Annotated in this window: 30 protein-coding genes and 1 pseudogene; 1 reads left to right on the top strand and 30 read right to left on the bottom strand. The window is 53.7% G+C overall.

Annotated elements, in window-relative coordinates; all coding sequences use genetic code 11:
• Nucleotides 1–2: 2 nt before the first annotated feature.
• From ACOTY5_RS01405 to ACOTY5_RS01260, 30 genes and pseudogenes are all read right to left on the bottom strand, one after another.
• The gene (locus ACOTY5_RS01405) at nt 3–1388 is read right to left on the bottom strand and encodes a DUF2213 domain-containing protein (RefSeq protein WP_421631813.1); all 1386 of its coding nucleotides are present in this window, start codon (nt 1386–1388) and stop codon (nt 3–5) included.
• Between the two features lie 67 nt (nt 1389–1455).
• Nucleotides 1456–1575: pseudogene (locus tag ACOTY5_RS01400) on the bottom strand.
• A gap of 30 nt (nt 1576–1605) precedes the next feature.
• Entirely contained in the window at nt 1606–1794 is a 189-nt protein-coding gene (locus ACOTY5_RS01395; protein WP_259429748.1) for a hypothetical protein, read from the bottom strand.
• An 18-nt stretch (nt 1795–1812) separates the two neighbouring features.
• Nucleotides 1813–2826 (bottom strand): phage minor head protein, encoded by a 1014-nt coding sequence (locus ACOTY5_RS01390; protein WP_421631812.1) that lies wholly within the window; start codon nt 2824–2826, stop codon nt 1813–1815.
• Nucleotides 2753–4222, bottom strand: coding sequence for a DUF1073 domain-containing protein (locus ACOTY5_RS01385; RefSeq protein WP_259429746.1), 1470 nt, complete (start codon nt 4220–4222; stop codon nt 2753–2755). Before ACOTY5_RS01385 ends, ACOTY5_RS01390 begins: the two co-directional genes overlap by 74 nt.
• A 12-nt stretch (nt 4223–4234) precedes the next feature.
• Nucleotides 4235–5707: a terminase gene (locus ACOTY5_RS01380; protein ID WP_259429745.1), complete on the bottom strand. Its 1473-nt coding sequence runs from the start codon at nt 5705–5707 to the stop codon at nt 4235–4237.
• Nucleotides 5707–6222 carry a hypothetical protein gene (locus ACOTY5_RS01375; protein WP_039025437.1) on the bottom strand — a complete coding sequence of 172 codons (516 nt, stop codon included), beginning with the start codon at nt 6220–6222 and terminating at the stop codon, nt 5707–5709. The genes ACOTY5_RS01380 and ACOTY5_RS01375 overlap by 1 nt, the downstream gene beginning before the upstream one ends.
• Before the next feature lie 165 nt (nt 6223–6387).
• The gene (locus ACOTY5_RS01370) at nt 6388–6606 is read right to left on the bottom strand and encodes a hypothetical protein (protein WP_259429744.1); all 219 of its coding nucleotides are present in this window, start codon (nt 6604–6606) and stop codon (nt 6388–6390) included.
• A 149-nt stretch (nt 6607–6755) separates the two neighbouring features.
• Nucleotides 6756–6965, bottom strand: a complete 210-nt coding sequence (locus ACOTY5_RS01365) for a hypothetical protein (protein WP_017693186.1) — start codon at nt 6963–6965, stop codon at nt 6756–6758.
• A gap of 87 nt (nt 6966–7052) precedes the next feature.
• Nucleotides 7053–7247: a hypothetical protein gene (locus tag ACOTY5_RS01360; protein WP_044489031.1), complete on the bottom strand. Its 195-nt coding sequence runs from the start codon at nt 7245–7247 to the stop codon at nt 7053–7055.
• Nucleotides 7198–7476 carry a hypothetical protein gene (locus ACOTY5_RS01355; RefSeq protein WP_108720713.1) on the bottom strand — a complete coding sequence of 93 codons (279 nt, stop codon included), beginning with the start codon at nt 7474–7476 and terminating at the stop codon, nt 7198–7200. The genes ACOTY5_RS01360 and ACOTY5_RS01355 overlap by 50 nt, the downstream gene beginning before the upstream one ends.
• Entirely contained in the window at nt 7473–8015 is a 543-nt protein-coding gene (locus ACOTY5_RS01350) for a glycoside hydrolase family 108 protein (RefSeq protein WP_108720712.1), read from the bottom strand. Before ACOTY5_RS01350 ends, ACOTY5_RS01355 begins: the two co-directional genes overlap by 4 nt.
• 2 nt (nt 8016–8017) lie before the next feature.
• Nucleotides 8018–8293: a phage holin family protein gene (locus ACOTY5_RS01345; RefSeq protein WP_001514184.1), complete on the bottom strand. Its 276-nt coding sequence runs from the start codon at nt 8291–8293 to the stop codon at nt 8018–8020.
• A complete protein-coding gene (locus ACOTY5_RS01340) occupies nt 8290–8691 on the bottom strand; it encodes a putative holin (RefSeq protein ID WP_001514183.1) in 402 nt (133 codons plus the stop codon). The genes ACOTY5_RS01345 and ACOTY5_RS01340 overlap by 4 nt, the downstream gene beginning before the upstream one ends.
• An 862-nt stretch (nt 8692–9553) precedes the next feature.
• Nucleotides 9554–10243: a bacteriophage antitermination protein Q gene (locus ACOTY5_RS01335; protein WP_163299835.1), complete on the bottom strand. Its 690-nt coding sequence runs from the start codon at nt 10241–10243 to the stop codon at nt 9554–9556.
• Nucleotides 10240–10356, bottom strand: a complete 117-nt coding sequence (locus ACOTY5_RS01330; RefSeq protein ID WP_101731559.1) for a hypothetical protein — start codon at nt 10354–10356, stop codon at nt 10240–10242. Before ACOTY5_RS01330 ends, ACOTY5_RS01335 begins: the two co-directional genes overlap by 4 nt.
• Nucleotides 10353–10997: a recombination protein NinG gene (locus tag ACOTY5_RS01325; RefSeq protein ID WP_045338843.1), complete on the bottom strand. Its 645-nt coding sequence runs from the start codon at nt 10995–10997 to the stop codon at nt 10353–10355. The genes ACOTY5_RS01330 and ACOTY5_RS01325 overlap by 4 nt, the downstream gene beginning before the upstream one ends.
• A complete protein-coding gene (locus tag ACOTY5_RS01320; protein ID WP_109948456.1) occupies nt 10990–11160 on the bottom strand; it encodes a NinE family protein in 171 nt (56 codons plus the stop codon). The genes ACOTY5_RS01325 and ACOTY5_RS01320 overlap by 8 nt, the downstream gene beginning before the upstream one ends.
• The gene (locus ACOTY5_RS01315) at nt 11153–11602 is read right to left on the bottom strand and encodes a recombination protein NinB (protein WP_109948455.1); all 450 of its coding nucleotides are present in this window, start codon (nt 11600–11602) and stop codon (nt 11153–11155) included. Before ACOTY5_RS01315 ends, ACOTY5_RS01320 begins: the two co-directional genes overlap by 8 nt.
• Before the next feature lie 210 nt (nt 11603–11812).
• Nucleotides 11813–12094 carry a hypothetical protein gene (locus ACOTY5_RS01310; protein WP_058655463.1) on the bottom strand — a complete coding sequence of 94 codons (282 nt, stop codon included), beginning with the start codon at nt 12092–12094 and terminating at the stop codon, nt 11813–11815.
• 152 nt (nt 12095–12246) lie between these two features.
• Entirely contained in the window at nt 12247–12486 is a 240-nt protein-coding gene (locus ACOTY5_RS01305) for a DUF2767 family protein (protein WP_063926221.1), read from the bottom strand.
• Nucleotides 12487–12523: 37 nt separating this feature from the next.
• Nucleotides 12524–12850 (bottom strand): hypothetical protein, encoded by a 327-nt coding sequence (locus ACOTY5_RS01300; RefSeq protein WP_229114422.1) that lies wholly within the window; start codon nt 12848–12850, stop codon nt 12524–12526.
• Nucleotides 12843–13514, bottom strand: a complete 672-nt coding sequence (locus tag ACOTY5_RS01295) for a Lar family restriction alleviation protein (RefSeq protein WP_259429742.1) — start codon at nt 13512–13514, stop codon at nt 12843–12845. The genes ACOTY5_RS01300 and ACOTY5_RS01295 overlap by 8 nt, the downstream gene beginning before the upstream one ends.
• On the bottom strand, nt 13511–13984 hold the full coding sequence (locus ACOTY5_RS01290) for an ead/Ea22-like family protein (RefSeq protein ID WP_047727197.1): 474 nt from the start codon (nt 13982–13984) through the stop codon (nt 13511–13513). Before ACOTY5_RS01290 ends, ACOTY5_RS01295 begins: the two co-directional genes overlap by 4 nt.
• A complete protein-coding gene (locus tag ACOTY5_RS01285) occupies nt 13981–14277 on the bottom strand; it encodes a DUF4406 domain-containing protein (RefSeq protein WP_047727199.1) in 297 nt (98 codons plus the stop codon). The genes ACOTY5_RS01290 and ACOTY5_RS01285 overlap by 4 nt, the downstream gene beginning before the upstream one ends.
• A gap of 241 nt (nt 14278–14518) precedes the next feature.
• Nucleotides 14519–15094 (bottom strand): ArsR family transcriptional regulator, encoded by a 576-nt coding sequence (locus ACOTY5_RS01280; RefSeq protein WP_259429741.1) that lies wholly within the window; start codon nt 15092–15094, stop codon nt 14519–14521.
• Between the two features lies 1 nt (nt 15095).
• Nucleotides 15096–15785 (bottom strand): replication protein P, encoded by a 690-nt coding sequence (locus tag ACOTY5_RS01275; protein ID WP_045896281.1) that lies wholly within the window; start codon nt 15783–15785, stop codon nt 15096–15098.
• Nucleotides 15782–16717 (bottom strand): replication protein, encoded by a 936-nt coding sequence (locus tag ACOTY5_RS01270; RefSeq protein WP_259429740.1) that lies wholly within the window; start codon nt 16715–16717, stop codon nt 15782–15784. Before ACOTY5_RS01270 ends, ACOTY5_RS01275 begins: the two co-directional genes overlap by 4 nt.
• A 184-nt stretch (nt 16718–16901) precedes the next feature.
• A complete protein-coding gene (locus ACOTY5_RS01265) occupies nt 16902–17444 on the bottom strand; it encodes a toxin YdaT family protein (protein WP_032666797.1) in 543 nt (180 codons plus the stop codon).
• A gap of 3 nt (nt 17445–17447) precedes the next feature.
• Nucleotides 17448–17648, bottom strand: coding sequence for a Cro/CI family transcriptional regulator (locus tag ACOTY5_RS01260; RefSeq protein WP_017383044.1), 201 nt, complete (start codon nt 17646–17648; stop codon nt 17448–17450).
• A 103-nt stretch (nt 17649–17751) separates the two neighbouring features.
• On the opposite strand from ACOTY5_RS01260, the gene ACOTY5_RS01255 reads away from it, so the two are divergent.
• Complete coding sequence (locus tag ACOTY5_RS01255) at nt 17752–18462, top strand: LexA family protein (RefSeq protein WP_017383045.1); 711 nt, start codon at nt 17752–17754, stop codon at nt 18460–18462.
• Nucleotides 18463–18548: the final 86 nt, after the last annotated feature.

Raw genomic sequence — 18548 nt, 5'->3', positions numbered from 1 at the left:
TTTTACTCCGGCATTTCGCTGACTGATTGGGTGTTGGTTGCCTGGCGGAATGCACCGTTCAGGCCGAAAGATGTCTGGCACTTGGCATACATGGCGTCGAGCGCCTTACCATCCAGATCTGCGACTTCTTCATCGCTCATGTTCATCGCCAGCTTCACAGCCGCGCGCTTTTCGCCTTTCTCTTTGTCGGCGTTCGCGTTCAGGCTGTTGAAAACGACGTCCACGCGATCGGCGAGTGTTTTCGCCCACGCTGGCATCTCTTCGTTATTGGTGGCCTGCTCTTTTTTCTTGGGCTTGCCGGTTTCCGGGTCGATTTCTTCATCGCCTTTTTTCTTGGCGGTGGCTTCTTCTGCCTTCATCTGGTTGTATGCGTCCATCGGCTCGGCGTCGGACTTGCCTTCAGTCGGCTTACCAGCGGCTTGCAGCGCATTGATAATCAGTTCTTTCATCGGATCGTTCTCTCCGTTGGTTTTAATCTCGTACTCAGTGGGTTTGCGCACGACTTCTACAGGTTCGCCGACGAACACGGCCTTGCCGTCGTCATCGATGAGGTACTTCTGCTTCAGGTATTTGGTGTCATTGCGGTAGATGAAGCTGTCCGGCCACACCGTTTCAGGCCAAAGCCACTTATCTTCAGTATCACCTTCCCGCAGCTTGTCGCTGATAGCGCGGGAGATGTCGTCGAAAGAGAAGTTGGAGGCATTGGTGAAGAAGAATCTGGTTTTGTTGAGCAGGCCGTCGCGGGTGCAGTCGATTCCGTCAGCCAGGCGGGCAACTTCGATCTGTTGCTCATCACCCTCGGCGTTAACGAAGATGCCCACGCCCTCCTCCGGCGTGCCAGCGCCCGGCTCATCAAGCAGCACCGCCACATGGTCAAACATCATGTTGGTGGCGATCTCGTTGTACTTCTTGCCCTTTGATTCGCCGTTGGCAGCAATACCGGAATACAGCAGGCCGGTGGAAATATGGATAGGGTCGGAATTGGTACCGGCCAGCATCTCATCCAGACGGTTGATGAGGCGTTTGCCCTTGTCGCTCGACTCGGCGTACTGGCGGTTAACGTACATGTCGCCCGTCACCTTCCCGTCGTTGTGGCTGACGTTCTGTAACCAGGCCCCGACGTGATACTCGTTCACTGCCCGGACATCCCGCGCCGACACATGCTTACCATCCACTTTCGGGTGGCCCAGCGGCATCGGGTTACGCTCGAGCGTGTTGTAGGCCTTTTCGATTTCTGCTGCCGGGTACAACTTCCGGTTCATCACGATATCGTCCACGACAGGCGTGATGCCGCGAACCACGATATGTGGCTTGCCGTCGATGGTTTCAGTGGTGATGTTTGAAGCGGAGTTGACGACGGTCAGCACGTTAACGCGGTTGCGTTTCATGCTGGGTCCTCAATGGTGGATTTCAGGCAATAAAAAACCCAGCACTACGGCTGGGTCTTGTTTTAAGTTGCGGCTGCTGGACTCGAACCAGCACTCTCGTCAGGCGTCAACATCATGCCGAACCGAGTACGACCAGCAATGGCATGGCCGCATTGATGCGTTACTCTACCGATTGAGTTACACCGCAATAAAATTGACATCTATAACATTACTGAATTTAAACTTTATTGAAAGCCAGCAGGATGATGGAATCAGCACTCACTTTTTTAAGTGCACCAACCATAACCTTAAACTGCTTAGCAATATCTTCCGGCTTAAGTGCTGATGGCGCATCATAAAACCAGTCACCCTCACCTATAGCTCCATTTTCACGAAAATATTTATACGAGATAAACCACGTTTCCATAACTCCTCCTTTTTAATTTCAGGATTTGTTATCGGCAGAAGAAACCCATTGTTTACGTTCTTTAGTCAGCTTATCCGCCAGACCCTCATTGAAGATGCTGCCGTCGTCGTTGAGCAGGGCCGGAATTTGGCTGCAGTAGCAGTTGTACCGGTTGCCGTTCTCGGCGTAGAAGTCACGCACCTCTTCCGTGGTGTAGACTTTGCCGTGACGGCTGGCGTGCCAGGTGCGCGTCGTTGGTTTTAGCGCAGACAGCCACAGCAGACCGGTATTCATCCCCAGCCTGTCGGCAGCCCAGTCCGTTTCGTTCCATTGCGCCTGCCGCAGCGCGCCGACCTGCTCAGTCTGAGCGATGGTCTTGGCCTTCGACATCGACACATCGAGGCGCTTGCTGACGACGCTGGCTGTCTCGCGAGGATTCAACCCGCGCGCTACCGCGTCGGTGATGATATTGGTCAGATCGCCGCGGGCTGTATCGCTGATGACCTTCCAGTCACTGAACGTTGTCAGCTTGGCCGCCGATATCTGGTTCAGATAGCCTGGACTGCTTAAAAGCTGCTGTAGCGTCGTCTGGCTAGCGTACACCTGCGACTGCTGCGAGAGGTTGTTGAATGCCTCCAGCGTGCCGCGCTGCGCCTCAGCGACGACGTAATCCATCGCCCACAGGTTTTGCTCGCCACCATCCAGCAGGTATTCGTCGAGAATGCCCTGCACCGCCTCAAGCAGGTCCGCCAACTCCTTCGCCGACATGTCGTAGATGAACTTACCGGCGTTGACCTGGTAGAGCCGCATATCCTCGCCGTGGTCGTGGCACAGGAAATGCCAGTTGTGACTGTTAATCTCTCGCTCTCGCCCGGTCAGGCGCTGGTCAAACAGAGCTTTCAGCGCTCGCTTGATGCCGAGGTATCGCTCCTCGATATCCCGGAACATCGCGGTTACCTGCTTTGCCGATCGGGTTGGGTCAACCTTGCTGCGCGGAACTATCGGCAGGCCCACCTTTGCCGTCTGTTCTGGTGTCATCGGCCAGTGGATCATCGGTAGTCACCTTCTCGTCCGGTTTCGGCGGTTCTTTTGGCTCCGGCAGCGGGTCAAGCCCAACAACTTCGCGCAGCTCATTGGCTGTAATCGGCGGCTCACCGCCATAGAAGCCAGTGGTTTTCTGCACAATGTCGGCAAGTTTCGAAGCGTTCTCGATCTTCTCTTTCTCGCCTGGCGCCAGCAGGTCGCTCCATGAGATGGTGACCTCGCCTTTGGTCGGCGGGTCGATAATCCCAAGCGTCCAGAAACGCTCCAGCAACGCGGTGATGCGGTCTGTCAGGAAACCATTGCGCCGAGTATTTCGGCGGATAGCCCAGTCAGTTTTGTCCTCGTCGCTCGCCAGTCGCCCGGTCTGCTGACCGAAAAGAATGGTGAACGGGATCTGCACGGAGGCTGCCAGTTCGTTCGCGGTGACTTCCCAGGTCGGACCCGGGTCGCCAGGGGTAACGCTCAGAACGTGCATCTGCCCGGCCTGCATAACTGCAGCCGCGTCGGTGCCGCGGTTCAGCTTGTTGACCTTGTCTCCCATCGCTTCACCGAGATCGGCATAGCCAGCCTTTTTGGCCTGGTCAGCCAACGTGGCCATGTCGGTTTCTTTACTGAACTCGACGGCAATCTGGCGACTGGCGTTCTTCAGAAAGCCCTCAGCGCCACCGCCGGAAATCTTCTCGATATCTAGGCCTTTGTTGAAACCAGCCTCCAGCAGCGGGATGCCGGACAGGACATTGTCGTCTTCAGATCCTTCGCAGAACAGGATAACGCGGCTCGGGTGTACCGGTTCTCCGCGCATCGGCCCGACAAAAGGCTCATCACCAACCGGCTGCTCGTTGAAGTTGAACATCTTCGGCTGCCCGAAAGTTTCTGACTGACGGTCGTTATCCCATTCGGCGACAGTTAACTGCGGCTCCCATACCGGGATAAGTTTTACCAACGCTGACTCGCCGAGTCGTTTTACTAAAGCCGTGTCGACTTCCTGATCCCATTTCCGATTGTCTTTGACCTGCAGCAGCAGTGCGGAGTAACGCCCGACCATATTGCGGCGGTCGGCATCCTTCACCTTTGGCCACCATTTCTTCATGAACTTGGTGACGTTCTTTTCCCAGGAGTTTGTTTTCTTCGCCTCCTGCGCTTCATCACCGTCAACTATGACCGGATAGTCCTGCCAGCAACCTTCCAGCAGCCGATGCACCACAGCGAAGCCAGCGGCGTTGCGGCGGTACATGTTGTAGAAGTCGTTGAAGGTGATCGTGCGCGGGTAGCCAAATTCCTGGTAAAGCGTCGGTCGCTTCGTGTTGCCGCCACCGATACCGATGGCATTCAGATAATTCGCTCGCCGCATTTCAGTGGCGAGGTTGTTCACAGCCATCTTCAGGCCGTTATCTTGTTCGCTCACTGGCGATGCTCCTTAGAAGAATACTGTGCCGACCTGCTTACGGTTGTTCTTCGTCACTGCGAAGTAACGGAAGCTGTCAGCACCATGTGAGGTGGCGTCATGGAGAGGTTTGTCTTTCCAGCATCCGCGCTTGTCGTCCCATTCCTTCCGGTAGCCCTCAAGGTGAGAGATACCTTCTGAGCATTTATCCTCATCGAATACGCATTTCGGAAGGATTTCACGCGCCGACTCAATGCCGGTATCGATGCCAGCTTTCGGCACCACTTTGAAATTCAGTGAGTACATCTGACCGTCAATCTCGTAACCCTCGCGCGCCAGTTCTTTGCGTGACTTAGCATCAGCGGCAAACTCTCGGTTCTCGATATCGTGCGGCCCCCAGTGTTCGCCGTACTCATAGCCGCGGTCTTTCAACACCTTCATGTAGTGCCTCAGCCCCTCGCCGGAGTTTTCGTAGTAGTCGATGATGTGGAACTCTTCGCCAACCTCACGAACGAACCAGATAGCCGTGGAGTCGCCCACACCGATATCCCAGAATGTATGAACTGGCAGGTGTGAGTTATCCGGAATTTGGCCGATCCGCTTGTTGGTATAGAGCCAGCGGAACTGTTTGGCGTAATACGCGCCCTCGACAGACTGCTGGAACGCCTCGGCCGGAATGGTCGGGTATTCGCGCTTCATGTCGTCGCCGAGCGTTTTCTCTTTGGCGTAGTACCAGGCTTTCTGGCGTTCATTGATGACTACGCCGTGCTTCGCTTCCATCTCAGCGAAGTATTCCAGCAGGCGCACCGGCAGTGCTTCGACCGGGTCGATTGCGTACTGCGGATTCTTCCACCAGGAGAAGAAGAAAAACTTCCAGTCCAGCGCGGATAAGGGCTTTCCCTGCAGCAACGCTTTCTCTGCCGTCTGGCAGTAATCGAAGAAGTAACCCGCCCGGCCCTCTGCCGTGCTCTCGATAGTAGCGAAGCATCCTGTCGATACCGCCTCAAACGCACCAGTGACGATCTCACGGGCTTTGTCAGGATACTTGGCGCATATCTTCCCGAACTCGGAAACGTGCAGGTAACGCAGCGTACCGCCACGAAATGAAGTGCTGACGTATAGTGAGCCGCCCTTCTTGAAGACGAGCTCGCCGGAAGAGTCATTGCTGGCCGGGTTGGCAGCCTTTATCTCTGCAGGCAGCTTATCGTATGCGTACTTCACCTTTTCGCGAAACAGGCGCTTTGCGTCATTCAGCGTGTGGGCAATCAGCGCGCACTTCGCCGATTCGAACAGGGCCGCGTCCAACTGGATAATGCACACCTCAGTTGTGAAACCGAGCTGACGTGCTTTCAGGATGATGTTGCGGGTGTGGATCCCCTCGAAGTATTCCCGCTGTTCAGGTGTCATCCTGAAGCGCGTTGGCTTACCCTCTTTGTCGGTGATCCAGTAGAGATTATTCAGCCGCCAGTCTTTATCGGACAGCAGTTTTAGGTGCTCAGGTTTCATTACGCCCCCTGAGACAATGAATCCATCAGGTTAGACAGGTCATCAACTGTCTTATTGCCTTCCTCGGTGTCGAGGTTATACGCCTTGCGCTCAGCGTTTATCACTTTTATTTGAGCATCAACACCGGCAGTGATCGAACGAGACATTGAGGCGTGATTTTCTTCCGTGATATCTGCATCTTCGAGGAAGTCGCGGAGCTTATTGGTGATGCCGCGCCATGCTGCCAAACTTTCTCGATGAGCCATGACTACAGCGGCCGCCTCATCGGATGCCTGGTCAATAATCTGCTCATCAGTAACCACTGGTGACTGGTTACCGTCTTTGGTTACCGACTTGGTTACCTTGGCCTTTGTTGCCGCCCTGACCTTTTCTGTCAGGTCGCGCTGCCATCCTTCTTTGTTCGCTCTCTTCAGGATGGTGGCGTGGTTAACGCCATGCTTTTCGCCGATGGCCCTTACTGACAATGAACCAGCCCGGTAAGCCGATTCAATGGCCTCCCAATCTGGTTTGCTCATTGGTTACTCCGTTATTTCTTTACAGGCTCATACTTCAGCTTCTGGCTAATGCCATACTTAACGATGAAGTTACCCACCTTTTGGTAATCAGGCTCGCAACGCATCATCAAGCAGAGCAGTGTCAGCGTCTTGATGTAAACGGGAAGCCACCACCTGCTTTTGATTTCAACTGACAGTCTGCTCATCGCCATTGGTGTCTTCCTCTGTCGGTACCGGCGTGAACTCCACGCGCTTCACATCGGCCGGAGCGAAGTAAAGCCACTGTCCCGTCTCCGTCGCCAGCGGCACAAAGCCGTTAACCAGCTCTGGCTGACGTCGTGACATCTTGCCCGTGAAGGTTTCGCCTGTTTGGGTGGTGATAGTGATTTGGTAGATGTCGGACATGATTACCTCTTTGCCTTGTCGCAGCTGTTGCCCTGCTTCTCAGAAGTGCTTAGCCACTTACGGCTTACCCGTCAGCAAGATGTGATCACCATCCTTGCGGGGTTACACAGATCATTATCGAAGCCCCTCAATGAAGAGCTTCTGCAATGTCATTCAGCCTTTACAGCTTCGATGCTGAATCCGTGAATGATGTTGAGCGGTACGCCATGGGTATCAAGGCCATTTTTAATAATCAGCACCCCATCACGAATGTCTGGCTCATTGGTGCTTTGCCAGCCGACTTCCTCAGGTGCCTTTCCAGAATCATACCCATCCTTGGTCAGAAGCATCACCTTCCAGCCTTTGATTAAAGTCCCCATTGCGCTATTTCCCCTGGGTCTGCTTATCCCATTCCTCGCGGAACTTGGATGGGTTGTCGAAACCTTCACTGCACTGGTTGGTTTTCATCACTTTGCACCCGATTCTTTTGTTTTCTGGCAGTTCGCCTGCCACGCTTTGTTATGCGCCAGGATGTCGCGTTTCGTCTGGCGGTCAAGAACATCAATGTCGTGATCAGTAAGGTAGATTGGCTTTACCCAGTCACAGGCTGTGTCAACCACCACCGGGACGCTTCCACGTGTCACGCAGCTCGCGATCAACATCGTCATCAGGCATGCGGTTAACATTCTGCTGTACATTGCTGGCCTCTTTCGTTGCTTCTACCCGGCGTTCGGCTGCTGACTCAATGGCCGAGGCCTTTTCTTCTGTGCGCTGCTGATCGGCTCTTTCTTCAGCCTCTTCACGCCCGCGAAAACGGCCCACACCAAACGCACCAAGCACCATCAGGATCGCAACTCCGATTGCCGCCAGTACTGATTTGAGCGTCGTCATAGGTTCACCCGCTCGCGCATCCAGCCATAAACGAATGATTCGTTAGCCGGCCGCTGTTCTGCCAGCTCAAGATACCGCTGGCCCTGGCTACAGTTCAGTGCACGAAGCAATACGATTTCTCCTTCGCCGCCTCGTTTCGCCAGGAAGGACTTCAGCGCGCTGATGCTACGTGGGCCGATCTGCCCGTCGGCGATCAGATCCGGATAGAACTGCTGCTGGTTATTGAAAACGTTCAACCAGCGCTGGAACCATTTAACCTGCACCGATGGCCCCATGTTCACACCGGTATCGCAAAGTTCGGCGGCAATGGAAGGGGATACTTCTGCCACCTGGTCAAAGCGCGGGCCATACCAGTAATCAGACTCAAGGATCGCCAGAGCCTGCTCACGTGTAAGGTTTCGCATATCACCGGTATAACCATGCGCGCGGGCAGTTGCCTGAGTAATTCCCCAGTTCGTTGGTCCGCCCTTATCATTCGGGTGATCAACATAACCGCCCTCTTTGCCGAGGATGGTATTAAAGATATCGTCTTTGGTCATGGCTATTCCGTAATGACGACCTTCGCCAGGTTCCCGCGTGCCAGCCACACCGCCATGCAGATGACGGAGTTAAGCAGCAAATCGCCGAGGTTAACCTGTACGTAATGGCCGAGCAGAATGTTGAAGGCGTTGAATCCGGCGGCAAGTATGACCAGGTAGGCCAGTACCGCGACACTCAGGCGATGACGCTTTCCCTCTTTCCGGAAAAACATCAGCCTGACCATGATTAAAAGGCAAACTATGGCGTTTGCATCCATCAGAAGAAGCTGCCATGTCATTTATCTTCCTCCCCCAGCCCCGGCATCTTCCCGCTTTTGGATTTGCGGAGAATACGCAGCAGGACTGCCACGGAAATGGAAGCAGTGACAATTGCACCGACAGCTGGCGATACCTCAATGCTGGCCGGTGGCTTCATCAGGCTTAACGGCGTGTTGATGATTCCGGCCATGATTTTCGCCATGGGTACGGAGAAGAACACGCCACTGATAAACGATATCAGCGCAAAGATAGCCTGCTTCCAGAGTTGATGGGGATCTGAGGTCAGAACGTATAGCGCCGTTCCGGCGAGTGATCCGAGCATCACTGCTGGAGTCGCCTCCGGAAACAGCGTGGCAAAGGTTACACCGACTGATGACGATGTAAGACCAACGCCTACGATAGTGAAGGTCTCAGACATATTTATTCCGTGTGTAGTTGGTTCAGGCCCTCGGGACGATTTAACAAGTAGGCGTGTCGATGATGGTTCCCGGAGCCTGAAAATAAAAAAACCAGCGACAGGCTGGCAATGTGAGGGTAAGGCAATGTCGGCTCTATGGCCGTAAATACCCTGGCTGGGTTTAGTGTGTGGCGATCGGACTCGAACCGATACTCAGGTTCAGCATTAGCATCATGCCTGCCCTGCTGGCTATGCCAGTTGATGCATTACTCTACCCATCTAACCCGCAAGCGGGAATTAAGTTACACCACAACGGACAGAGCACTGAGCATTTCGTTGGCGCTCCATGCTGCTGCGTGGGTTGGGTTATGAGCCCTTCACGCCAATGCTCTTTCCTGTTGTGCAGATACAAAAAAGGCCGCCTGAGCGACCTGTTTGTTGGTTTTCACCTTCACCGCATCATGAGCCCACGTATAAAGCCTTTGAAGCCTTCAGCGTGTCGCCTGTAATGCGATGTGCACTCATCAATGACATCATGAGCTGACACAAAACGAAGTGACTTGCTACCAACCTCTTTGTGCACTTTGTTTATGACGTTAAATATTCGAACACTAAAAGCATCATCCACCTTTCTGATTTCGTAACGATAGGTGATGTTGTTAGTGCCGCCAACGTAAAGCTGGAAGTTCTTCATGATGAGGCCTCTCTGTTTTAACTGGAGGCCACATTTTACATAAGTTAAAAATGATTTTTAACTTTTAAAGACTACTTGGTTTACATAAAGCACAAAAAACAAAGCCCCGCACGATGGCGAGGCTCTTAATTCTTTGTCGACAATCAAAGCTATGGCGACGATATCAGATTTACATGAAATATATGCGTTTCAGTTCGGTTTTGCAAGAGTTGCGTGCGAATTTGTCGCCTTTTGTTGTGAACGTGATCGCGTTACGGATATAAGCGCACCGCTATCGAGCCGCTTAAAGCTGTTACGCATAGCCAACCAGTGAGGCAGATAGGTTTCTGTCCAGGTGGATTTAGCCACACCCAGCAATTCTGCCAGCGCCTGGTATTCGTACGCCTCACGGCCAGCCAACTCAGCCTTAACGTCCTGCGCCGCCAGCCAAATTAGCTTCTTCAGCCGCTCCAGTGTCTTTCCGGCAACCTTCTTAGTTCCGAGCTGCTCCCGAAACTCGGCCCACGCCCACTGGGTTATCGCCACCTGGTACTCGAACCGGATGTTCTCGCTGTAGTTCCAAAGCAGCCACGCTTTCTGATGGTCTTCCAGAGACAGCACGGCGCGGCGCCAGGATGCGGTCACGAACTCCACCGGCCCAACCAGCGCGATGGATGAGCCTTTGGCGCGGGACTGGCTGCCACTCATCGCCGGGCCGTCGGGGTTAACCTTCCGGCCGGTGACCGGGTCGGTTATTTTCTTCCGCCCCCGGCTGCGCGCCGTCACAGTGAATTGTGCGTTTTCGGCGAAGGCTACCAGCTGCCCTTTCGTCGCCCCGCTCAGATCTGCGGTCGCCACAATGAGCTGCTGACGTACGTATTCCAGTTGCTGACTGTTCATGCGGCTTCCTTATGTGGCTGGTTGGTTTTAGTCTGGCTGTGCTTTGCTACTGGTGGCATGCAGGCGCGCTTAACGCTTTCTGCCTGGTACCGCAGGAAATCGGCGTGGTTCATGCGGCCTCCTGTCGGCGTGCCCGGCGTTTTTCCAGCGCGCGGGCTTTGCGTGTGAAAATGGATTTGATGCGCTGAAGGTATGGGATATCGAAGCGGCGCGGATCGTTATCAGATTCAAGGCGCTCGACACGTTCCTGTCCGATACGCTCAATCAGACGGATCCGGTACTCGACAGCATTGCCGCTCAACTGCCGGTTGCAGCGGGTGCAAGCGGAGTGGACGTTAAACACGTTGAATTTGAGATGCGATGCAGCGCCGCGCGAACGGTAATGGCTGGCGTCAATGGCGCTGCCTGTCAGGTAATTGCTCTTGCCGATGAGTGGATTGCCGCAGCTGACGCATTCTTTTCCCTCGTCCCGGATCCGTATGTAGCGGTTGAAGGCCGATTGGGCCTCTTTATCCCACTGAGCTTTAGTCTTGAATGACTCGCGCTTGGCCTTGCGACGCTGGCGTCCTGCCTTCTCTTCGGTGCGCTGGCGCTGCGCCGCCTTCTGCTTAGCGGCTTCACGGGCTTTTGCGGTCTGTTCTTTGCCGATCGCGCTGGCGCACTCGAATGAGCAAACTACCTGCCCGTCGCGTACCGGGTGGAACCACTGGCGACAGGCTTTATGGGCGCACTTGCGGCGCGGTAACTTAGCCATGCGCTCTCCTCGCCGCGAGACGCAGCCATTTCTGATCAACCAGGCGGGCGGTGTAGCCCTTCAGTGTCGGGATATCGGACGGCTTAATCGCGGGCTTACGCTTGCGGCGCGCCGGAACGTTGAAGATATGATTTGTGATGACGCGTGCGAGAGGATTACCCACGGGAAGCCCTCCACTCTTTCGCCCAGGCGATGCGCTTACTGGATGCCTCGGAGAACTTCACGCCGCGGTCGGTTCCGAACCAGTAAATCGCCTCGATGACGTCGACCATGTAGCGCTTGCTGGATTTGGATGTGCGGACGCCGAAATATACGCGGCCACCGTTGATGCCCGGGGCTGATTTCTGTTCCTGGTCCTGAGTCTGATTCACCAGAACGGTGATAAGGTCCTTCCATTCCTCGCGGGTCAGCTTTTCGCCGTGCCAGACAACCTGAGCAGACAGGTCTTTCAGCAGCGGCCACATCAGGCGGTTCTGCTTGTCGGTGCGTGTCTCTTCCCGGGCCTCAACAACGATCGGCGCGCGTGGGTTTACTGGCAGGGTGCGAATGTATGCGATGAGGTTGTCTTTAACGGTGTCGTTAACGATGCAGTAGTGCTGTTTCATGCGCCACCTCCGAGAGGTAACGCAGAATGCAGAAAATCGCAGGTGCATTTCTGCATCTGTGACAAGGTGAGGAGTTCAGATTGTGGTCGCATTTAAGTCCCCTTAAATGCGCAGAAGTCACCGGAGTTGTTCAGGCTCCGATGACATGATTATGGACGGTTGATTCAACAAAATCAACGTAAGAGAAAGGCCTCCGGAGAGGCCAATGAGTTAGTCGTCCACGCGTTTAAAGCACAGCGGGCAAACATCATTTCCACCGTGCTCTTCGTATGCGGCTTTAACGGCATCAGTCATCTCTTTAAAATTTTCAAATGGATGACCACCATTGCTTTTTTTATAAGCTCCAGCAGCGTATTTGTAGATGTCGGACTCTTCTATGCCCTCATCAACATAAGTGCTCTCATGATGAGGGCACTGTGTTAAAGCGCCAACCCTACCAAGCATCTCCAATGCCCAACACTCTTGTTTCATGCAAAGTTGATCGATACTCATAACGCCTCCTGTTGGTTTTACATCGCCAAATGAATGTACCACCAAGAAAGAGGAAAAGAAGCAGTTAAATTGTAAAACATGTGTATATATCAATGAGTTAAAATAGTTTGCTATTTTTTCTTACAGCCTTTCTGCGTCGAATGGGTTAGGCATCATCCAAGGTATGGCTTCTTCCAGTCCTCGCTGGTAGCAAGCCTTTCTATGGCCAGCAAAATCGGCAGATTTGATTCATCCGTGCTCTTCATGATTTCCCAGTGAAGCCGTTTTAACTCGTGAACTAACTGGCCTCTGTTTGTTTCCGCATCATTGCTGGCAAGCATCAAGCAGCACTCGCCAACAATTCGGCACGCTTCCCGATACAGGTCTTCTGACAGCTTCTCATATTCTGACATAAACAACCCCTCCACCATGAAGGGGTTTTATATCACATCAGTTTGCATCCTGCTGCTCAGCTCTCCGCGCTTCAGCGTCGTGATATCCCTGCATGTAAGCATCAGCAACGGCTGGGTCAATTCCTGCCTGAATAGCGATTTCGTCGATATACTCAGGCTCTGCGGCTGCCTTTTTCGCGTGCTCACGAATCTGCGCGATTAGCTCCTCGGCATTAACCTCAAAGCACTTCAGAGTTTCGCATCCGCCAACCTTGGCGCCGGAGATTCGATATCCACCATCGTCATTGCCTACGCAGAGTGAAAGGCCTCCAGCCTGATTATGAGAAATTTCAATATAAACATTGCCTGGCTTCAAATTAGACATTTTTAGCCTCCTGCTGCGGTGCTGCTGCGAGTACACTGCGCCATACATCGACGTTATGCAGGTCATCAAGAATCGCATCTGTCATTGCGTTGGTCATTGCTCCGGTCAAATCAATCGGAACCAGTTTCCAGCCATCCGGAATCACCTGAGAGTTGCCATCGGAACCCTGAAGCATGGCGGTGCGGAGGTTCCATACATTACGCAACCGATCTCTTGCGTCTACGTCTGTGTGATATGCGGTGTCGGTCGAGATTCCACAAACGTTGCAAGATATCCAGTTGAGGTTATCGTCGTCATAATCAAACTCAGCACGCCCTCCGCAGCATGGGCATGGAAGAAGTCCATTTTCATCAGGCACAGATACCGGCGCTGGCGTGGCTGGCGGGGCGGTGTAAACAGGGATAAGCCCGGCGTCTGGATTGGCCCACATCCATTCTCTGCCCATGCGCTTGTTATAAGTTTCGCCAGCACGATAGACGATAAAGTTATGGAAAGCGAACGGGTCGACATACGCAACGGCCTCCGCTTCGAGCGATGCCAGCGCCAATTTCATCGCCGCCAGCGCCATAGTCGCATCTTCGTTTACAACGCCGGGCACAGCATCGCGCTCTTCTTCAAGCTCCGCGATGGTCTTTAAAAGCCATTCTTTGGTAAGGGTAATCATGATGCTGCTCCTTTATCGGCTGCGGCACGTTCACGCAGTTCGCTTACATACTCAACCAGTGATCCGCCAGCAGGTATTTCGCACTCCTCGACTAACTGGAAATAGATATCGGCCGCAGCACGGGTATTGCTGTGCTTCGCGTCACCCATCGCGCCTTCACGAAGAGCATCGCGTTCGGCGGTAAGATTTGCTATTTGAGCGTCTTTGGCTTCCAACTCATCCAGCAGCGCCAGCACGGTGGCGGGATCTGCCGTTGCGATGAACGTGGCGTCGTTATCGTTTCTCCATCGTGAGAGATTGCAGGTATCATCATGCCGAACGGCAGCTCGCTTGTTATCGGTGGCAAATACCTCCAGCACGTCGTTGTCGATAAACGACACCATGGCCTGCCCATGACTATTAATCCACCAATTGCCAGGCGTCGCCTTCTCTGCCGCTTCACGCAATGCATGTTTGTCGATGTTGCTCATTGGACGGCTCCTTCAAATTGGTAAGAAATTTTAATTCCCAGCTTTTTAGCCATGGCATGCTCAGCGACGGCACCTTCCGACTCTTGCCACCCATGCAGCATGTGAATGGCGTCTGCGCAGCGAAGCATCGCCAGGCAGATGTCCATATACTCACGCTGAGATAAACCATCCGGGAGCGTGGCCGGATTTAATGCCACATGACCACCTGATAACATCTGCTGTGCTACTGCGTTAAACATCGGACGGTTGTAGTTTTCGTAACCCGTCATTGGTCCTGCGATGTAAATTTTCATACCCCTGCCCCCCCGTACTTGTCTGATAACTCGCCCATTTTCCTGTGGATTTCCGCAAGGTCACACCCTGCGCACCCCAGAGCTTCGGCTATGAGTTCTTCCTGCTCTTTGGATGGCCCGGTTTGCAGAATTTGATTAAGCTTCCTGTGCGATACGCCGCAGTGCCTGGCGATGCTGATGAGCGTTACACCGTTACCCTTCGCCATGGTCCTAACCATCAAGCGATAATCACTCCATTCGCTCATACCCCTACCCTCCCCCAAACCATCAATATCCTTCTCATCGCCGGACTGTTGCGGCACTCCTGGCAGATCACGTTCACCGACTCAGCACGGCGGCCAGTTTTCTTTTTTGCCTGTGCCAGCGAATAAACGCGGTGGCCTTTCGGGCCTTCAAACTTCAGCTCGCCAGAGTTAACCATCACCGAGATAACGCTGGAGATGCTCCGGTAACTGGTACCCATGGCCTCAGCAATTTGAATTGCTCCCAGTTTGCTGCCATCACTCAGTACAGACGCGATCCGCGCCGGATAGCTCTCATCGCTCACTCTTCGTGCTGCTGCACTGCTGAATGCGCCATTCATCGCCCGGTTCTTCAGGTGGAGAGCGCCAGCACCTTTTCGCCATTCCTGATAGTCAGCCTCACTGGTGAAGTAACCAAAGCCAGCCATGCTGAAAATCAGACCCAGGCCGCGCAGTGCAGCGATTTCCCGATCCAGCCCCTTGCCACTGATGCCAATCACCACGATGAGGTCAGCGCGCTTAACAGGCTGGTTAGCGCCCACGTAATCAACGATGCGTTGTTTTAAGCTGTCCATCTCACACCATCCCGTTCGACTTGTTGCGGTTGTACTTCGCCTGGAGCAGCTGGATCGGCGTAGGACCATGCTCGGCGGCAGGTGCGGCAATTGCCCGGCGTACAGGCGGCACTGGCTTACCCTCAGTGACGCGCTTCTCCCACATGTCCAGCAGATCGCCCGCCTCGCGAGCCAGCTCCCCATGCGTTAACTGACGCTCTGTGCTGCGGTGGCGCAGTTCTACGCAGATGTGGTACATGACCGGCTGCGACCAGGGGAATTGTTCGCTGGAGGTGAATTCGAACGAACGGTTACGCCAGTCCCAGTATTCGGCGATCACCTGGTCAACGGTTATGCCCAGCGCCCCGCCGCTCTGTTTGCACCAGGCGACAAACTGGCCCGGCGACGGCAGGAATGGACGCTCCTGGCGGCGGGCAATGCGCATACCGGCATCAACCTGAGCCATCGAGTGGATCCCGTTCTCCTGAAACGCCAGCAGCCACTGACGGCGGAATTCGTTCAGGTCGTCCTGAGTGCGGAAGTTCGCCATGCTGGCCGGGAACGCGGCACGCAGTTGGGTGAACAGCCCGTTGAATACCTGAGCCACCTGCTCGACCGGCGCGCGCTCCTGGTACTGCTCTGGCAGGTTGTGGGCCATGCGACTCATCTGCTCGCGGTCATGGTTACGCATCTGCTCTGCAAGAGATTTCATCGAATCACCCCATAGGCCCAGTCAGTGTTGTTGAAGTCCAGATCCGGCTTTCCGCCTCGCTGCACACCACCAGCACTGCGCTGCATCGTCAGCTTGTCCCACTGCTTACGCAGGCTTTCCGGGCTCAGGATGTTGGTCTGCCAGAAGTGGTGTTTGCTTGCCCAGTCGTACAGCGCGCAGATGTCCTGGTGCGACCTGTTGTCTATCTGGCGCATCAGGCGAACGGTGTTAGACCAGGAGGTCATGTCCGGGGCTTTGCAGGTTGGGTTAATCAGCTTCACCCTGGTGGAAATCCACTGGGCAGTTTTGAGGTCTTCAGCCGATCCCCACTTAGCACCGGATGGTGTGTAAATCGCAGCTTCTGGATGAGCTGATAAAAATTTCTTGAGACGTGCGTCAGAGGATTCGTCAGAATTCTCGGACGATAAGTTATTTATATTCTTGTTATTACCTTCTTGTTCATGATGTTCGGGGAATTGTGCGGCCTTATGTGCGGTATACCCATCTGAACCCGCGCCGTTACTGGCTTCATCATGTGCGCCTGTATGTGCGGCTTTATGTGCGGGTAAATCGTCCATTTTTTGAGCATATTCGACGTAGTTCGTGATGGTGATCACCCTGCCTTTTCGCTTCTCTCCTTCGATGGAAATCATCCCTTCGCGGACGAAAACAGACAGCATTCTCTCCACTGCGTCGCGGCTTGTCGGGTTGCCCTGGCGGTCACACAACTGAAGGCCTAGATCCGCAGCAGTGACGACCAGTTGACCGGGTTGCAGAGGCCATTGCTTGCCCTTGAAGAATGCCGTGTATGGCTGTCTGGCTGCGTCAATGAGCAGGTTCTCCCACAGCGCGCGCAGGAAAACATCCTTAGCCCAGGACTTCTTCTTGATGCTCCGGTACAACGGGACGTAACCAGATTTCTGGTTCTCCATCCTGTTGCTCCTTGCGGCTGAGTGCGCCGCGAAATTTGCGTAAGCGACGTTCGACACAGTTAAACCTCCTGCGCCTGGCGTTTTTGATTAGCATTTGTCATAATGACCTCGCACTTGTTATCTGCATTTGCACCTGAAAGTCGGTTCTGTTCGCGCAGACCGGCTTTCGCCATTTTTGTAGTTCTCACATAACCCCCAGCATCGACGTAACCATCGTCATCAGAGGGCCTACCTGCTCCGGCATGAGGCGGAACAGCGACGCTATACCCTCGCTTACCTCTTTCAGCTTCTGATGCTCTGGAGCGTCCAGCAGCACGGCCTGTTTAGCCTCAGCGAGTTCTTTCTCGGCTTCAGCCAGACGAGACATTTTGCAATCGGCACCGATAAGGCGAGTGCGATACTCAACAGGCAGCACGGCCATGATTGCGGGCGTCAGCTGGCGCACGTTCTCGCGGTACTGCTCGGAGTCGAAGCGATTATCCAGGAAGCGAAACAGTTTCTGGCGCGCCCGGCTGATGTCTTCCGGAAAGCTGATGGCGGTACCGCCCTGCTCCCGGTATTCGTTAATGATCAGCGCCGAAACGACGTCCTGATTGTCCAGCGCCGACGACCATGCCCGGACCGCATCGCGGATCTTTTCGTGGTCTGGCGCCGCTTTAGCTTGAGCGCGGTTTATCATCGCTCCCGGGTGTAATCCGGTATTGTGTTGATAAGTAAGTGATTGCATGTGCTATTCCTGATGTTCCTGCTTCTTGCTATGAGGAAAATCGCGGTATTCGACCGCCTTCACCTCGCCAGTAGGAAGCTTGTTGATAAAAATCTGACGACCAACCCTGATCGCTTTACTAATTGCCGTTTGGTGAACGCCGATGGCATCAGCTGCTTTGGCCTGACCTACCTCGCCAACAAACTCAGCTAAAGAAATTTTCATGTGGTTGCTCCATTGAGTGCATAACCAAACAATACCAGAAGTATTACACAAATCAATACTTGCGGTATTTTTAAAATATGAGCTTTGGTATTAATATCTGATAATGGAAAAGAAAAAGATTCTCACCCCCGCTCAAGTGGCTGATTCACAGCGTTTAAAAGCCCTTTACGAAGCGAAGAAAAAAGAACTGGGTATTACTCAGCAATCCATTGCGGACGCGCTGGACATTTCTCAGGGTGCCGTCGGCCATTACCTCAATGGAAGGAATGCCTTAAATACAGCGGTAGCATCGGTCTTTGCCAGGCTTCTTGGGGTTAGTGTCTCTGATTTCAGCCCGTCACTTGCGAAGGATATCTCTGATATGAGCTCGGTGGCGTCGGAAAATACTTCTTTCGCAGGGCATTATTCACCTGGCTCAAAATATCCGGTGATTAGCAAAGTTCAGGCGGGCGCCTGGTGTGAAGCGGTTGAGCCGTACACCCTAAAGGATATAGACCTTTGGCTTGAATCAGATGCTCACATTCAAGGTGAGGCATTCTGGCTACAGGTAGATGGTGACTCAATGACAGCACCGGCGGGTCTTAGCATCCCAGAAGGAACCTTTGTCCTCTTCGATACTGGGCGCGAGGCGATCAACGGCAGCCTAGTAATAGCAAAGCTATCCGATTCGAACGAGGCAACATTTAAGAAGTTAGTGATCGACGGTGCGCAGAAGTACCTGAAGGGTTTAAATCCACAGTGGCCATTGGTAGCGGTGAATGGTAACTGTCGAATTATCGGTGTTGCAGTAGAGACGAAGATGCGGCTGGTTTAGATGTTTGGAGAGTGTGCGATAACTGCATCATCAGAACGCGAAGATTCCGTCTCTCAAAGCAATTATTTTGTATAAAAATTTAGCCA

This window comes from Enterobacter cloacae complex sp. SHL018 (assembly GCF_049237905.1).
GTDB lineage: Bacteria > Pseudomonadota > Gammaproteobacteria > Enterobacterales > Enterobacteriaceae > Enterobacter > Enterobacter hormaechei_C.
The sequence above is the reverse complement of the archived record's forward strand: the minus strand, read 5'-3'. Positions and strand labels throughout refer to the sequence as shown.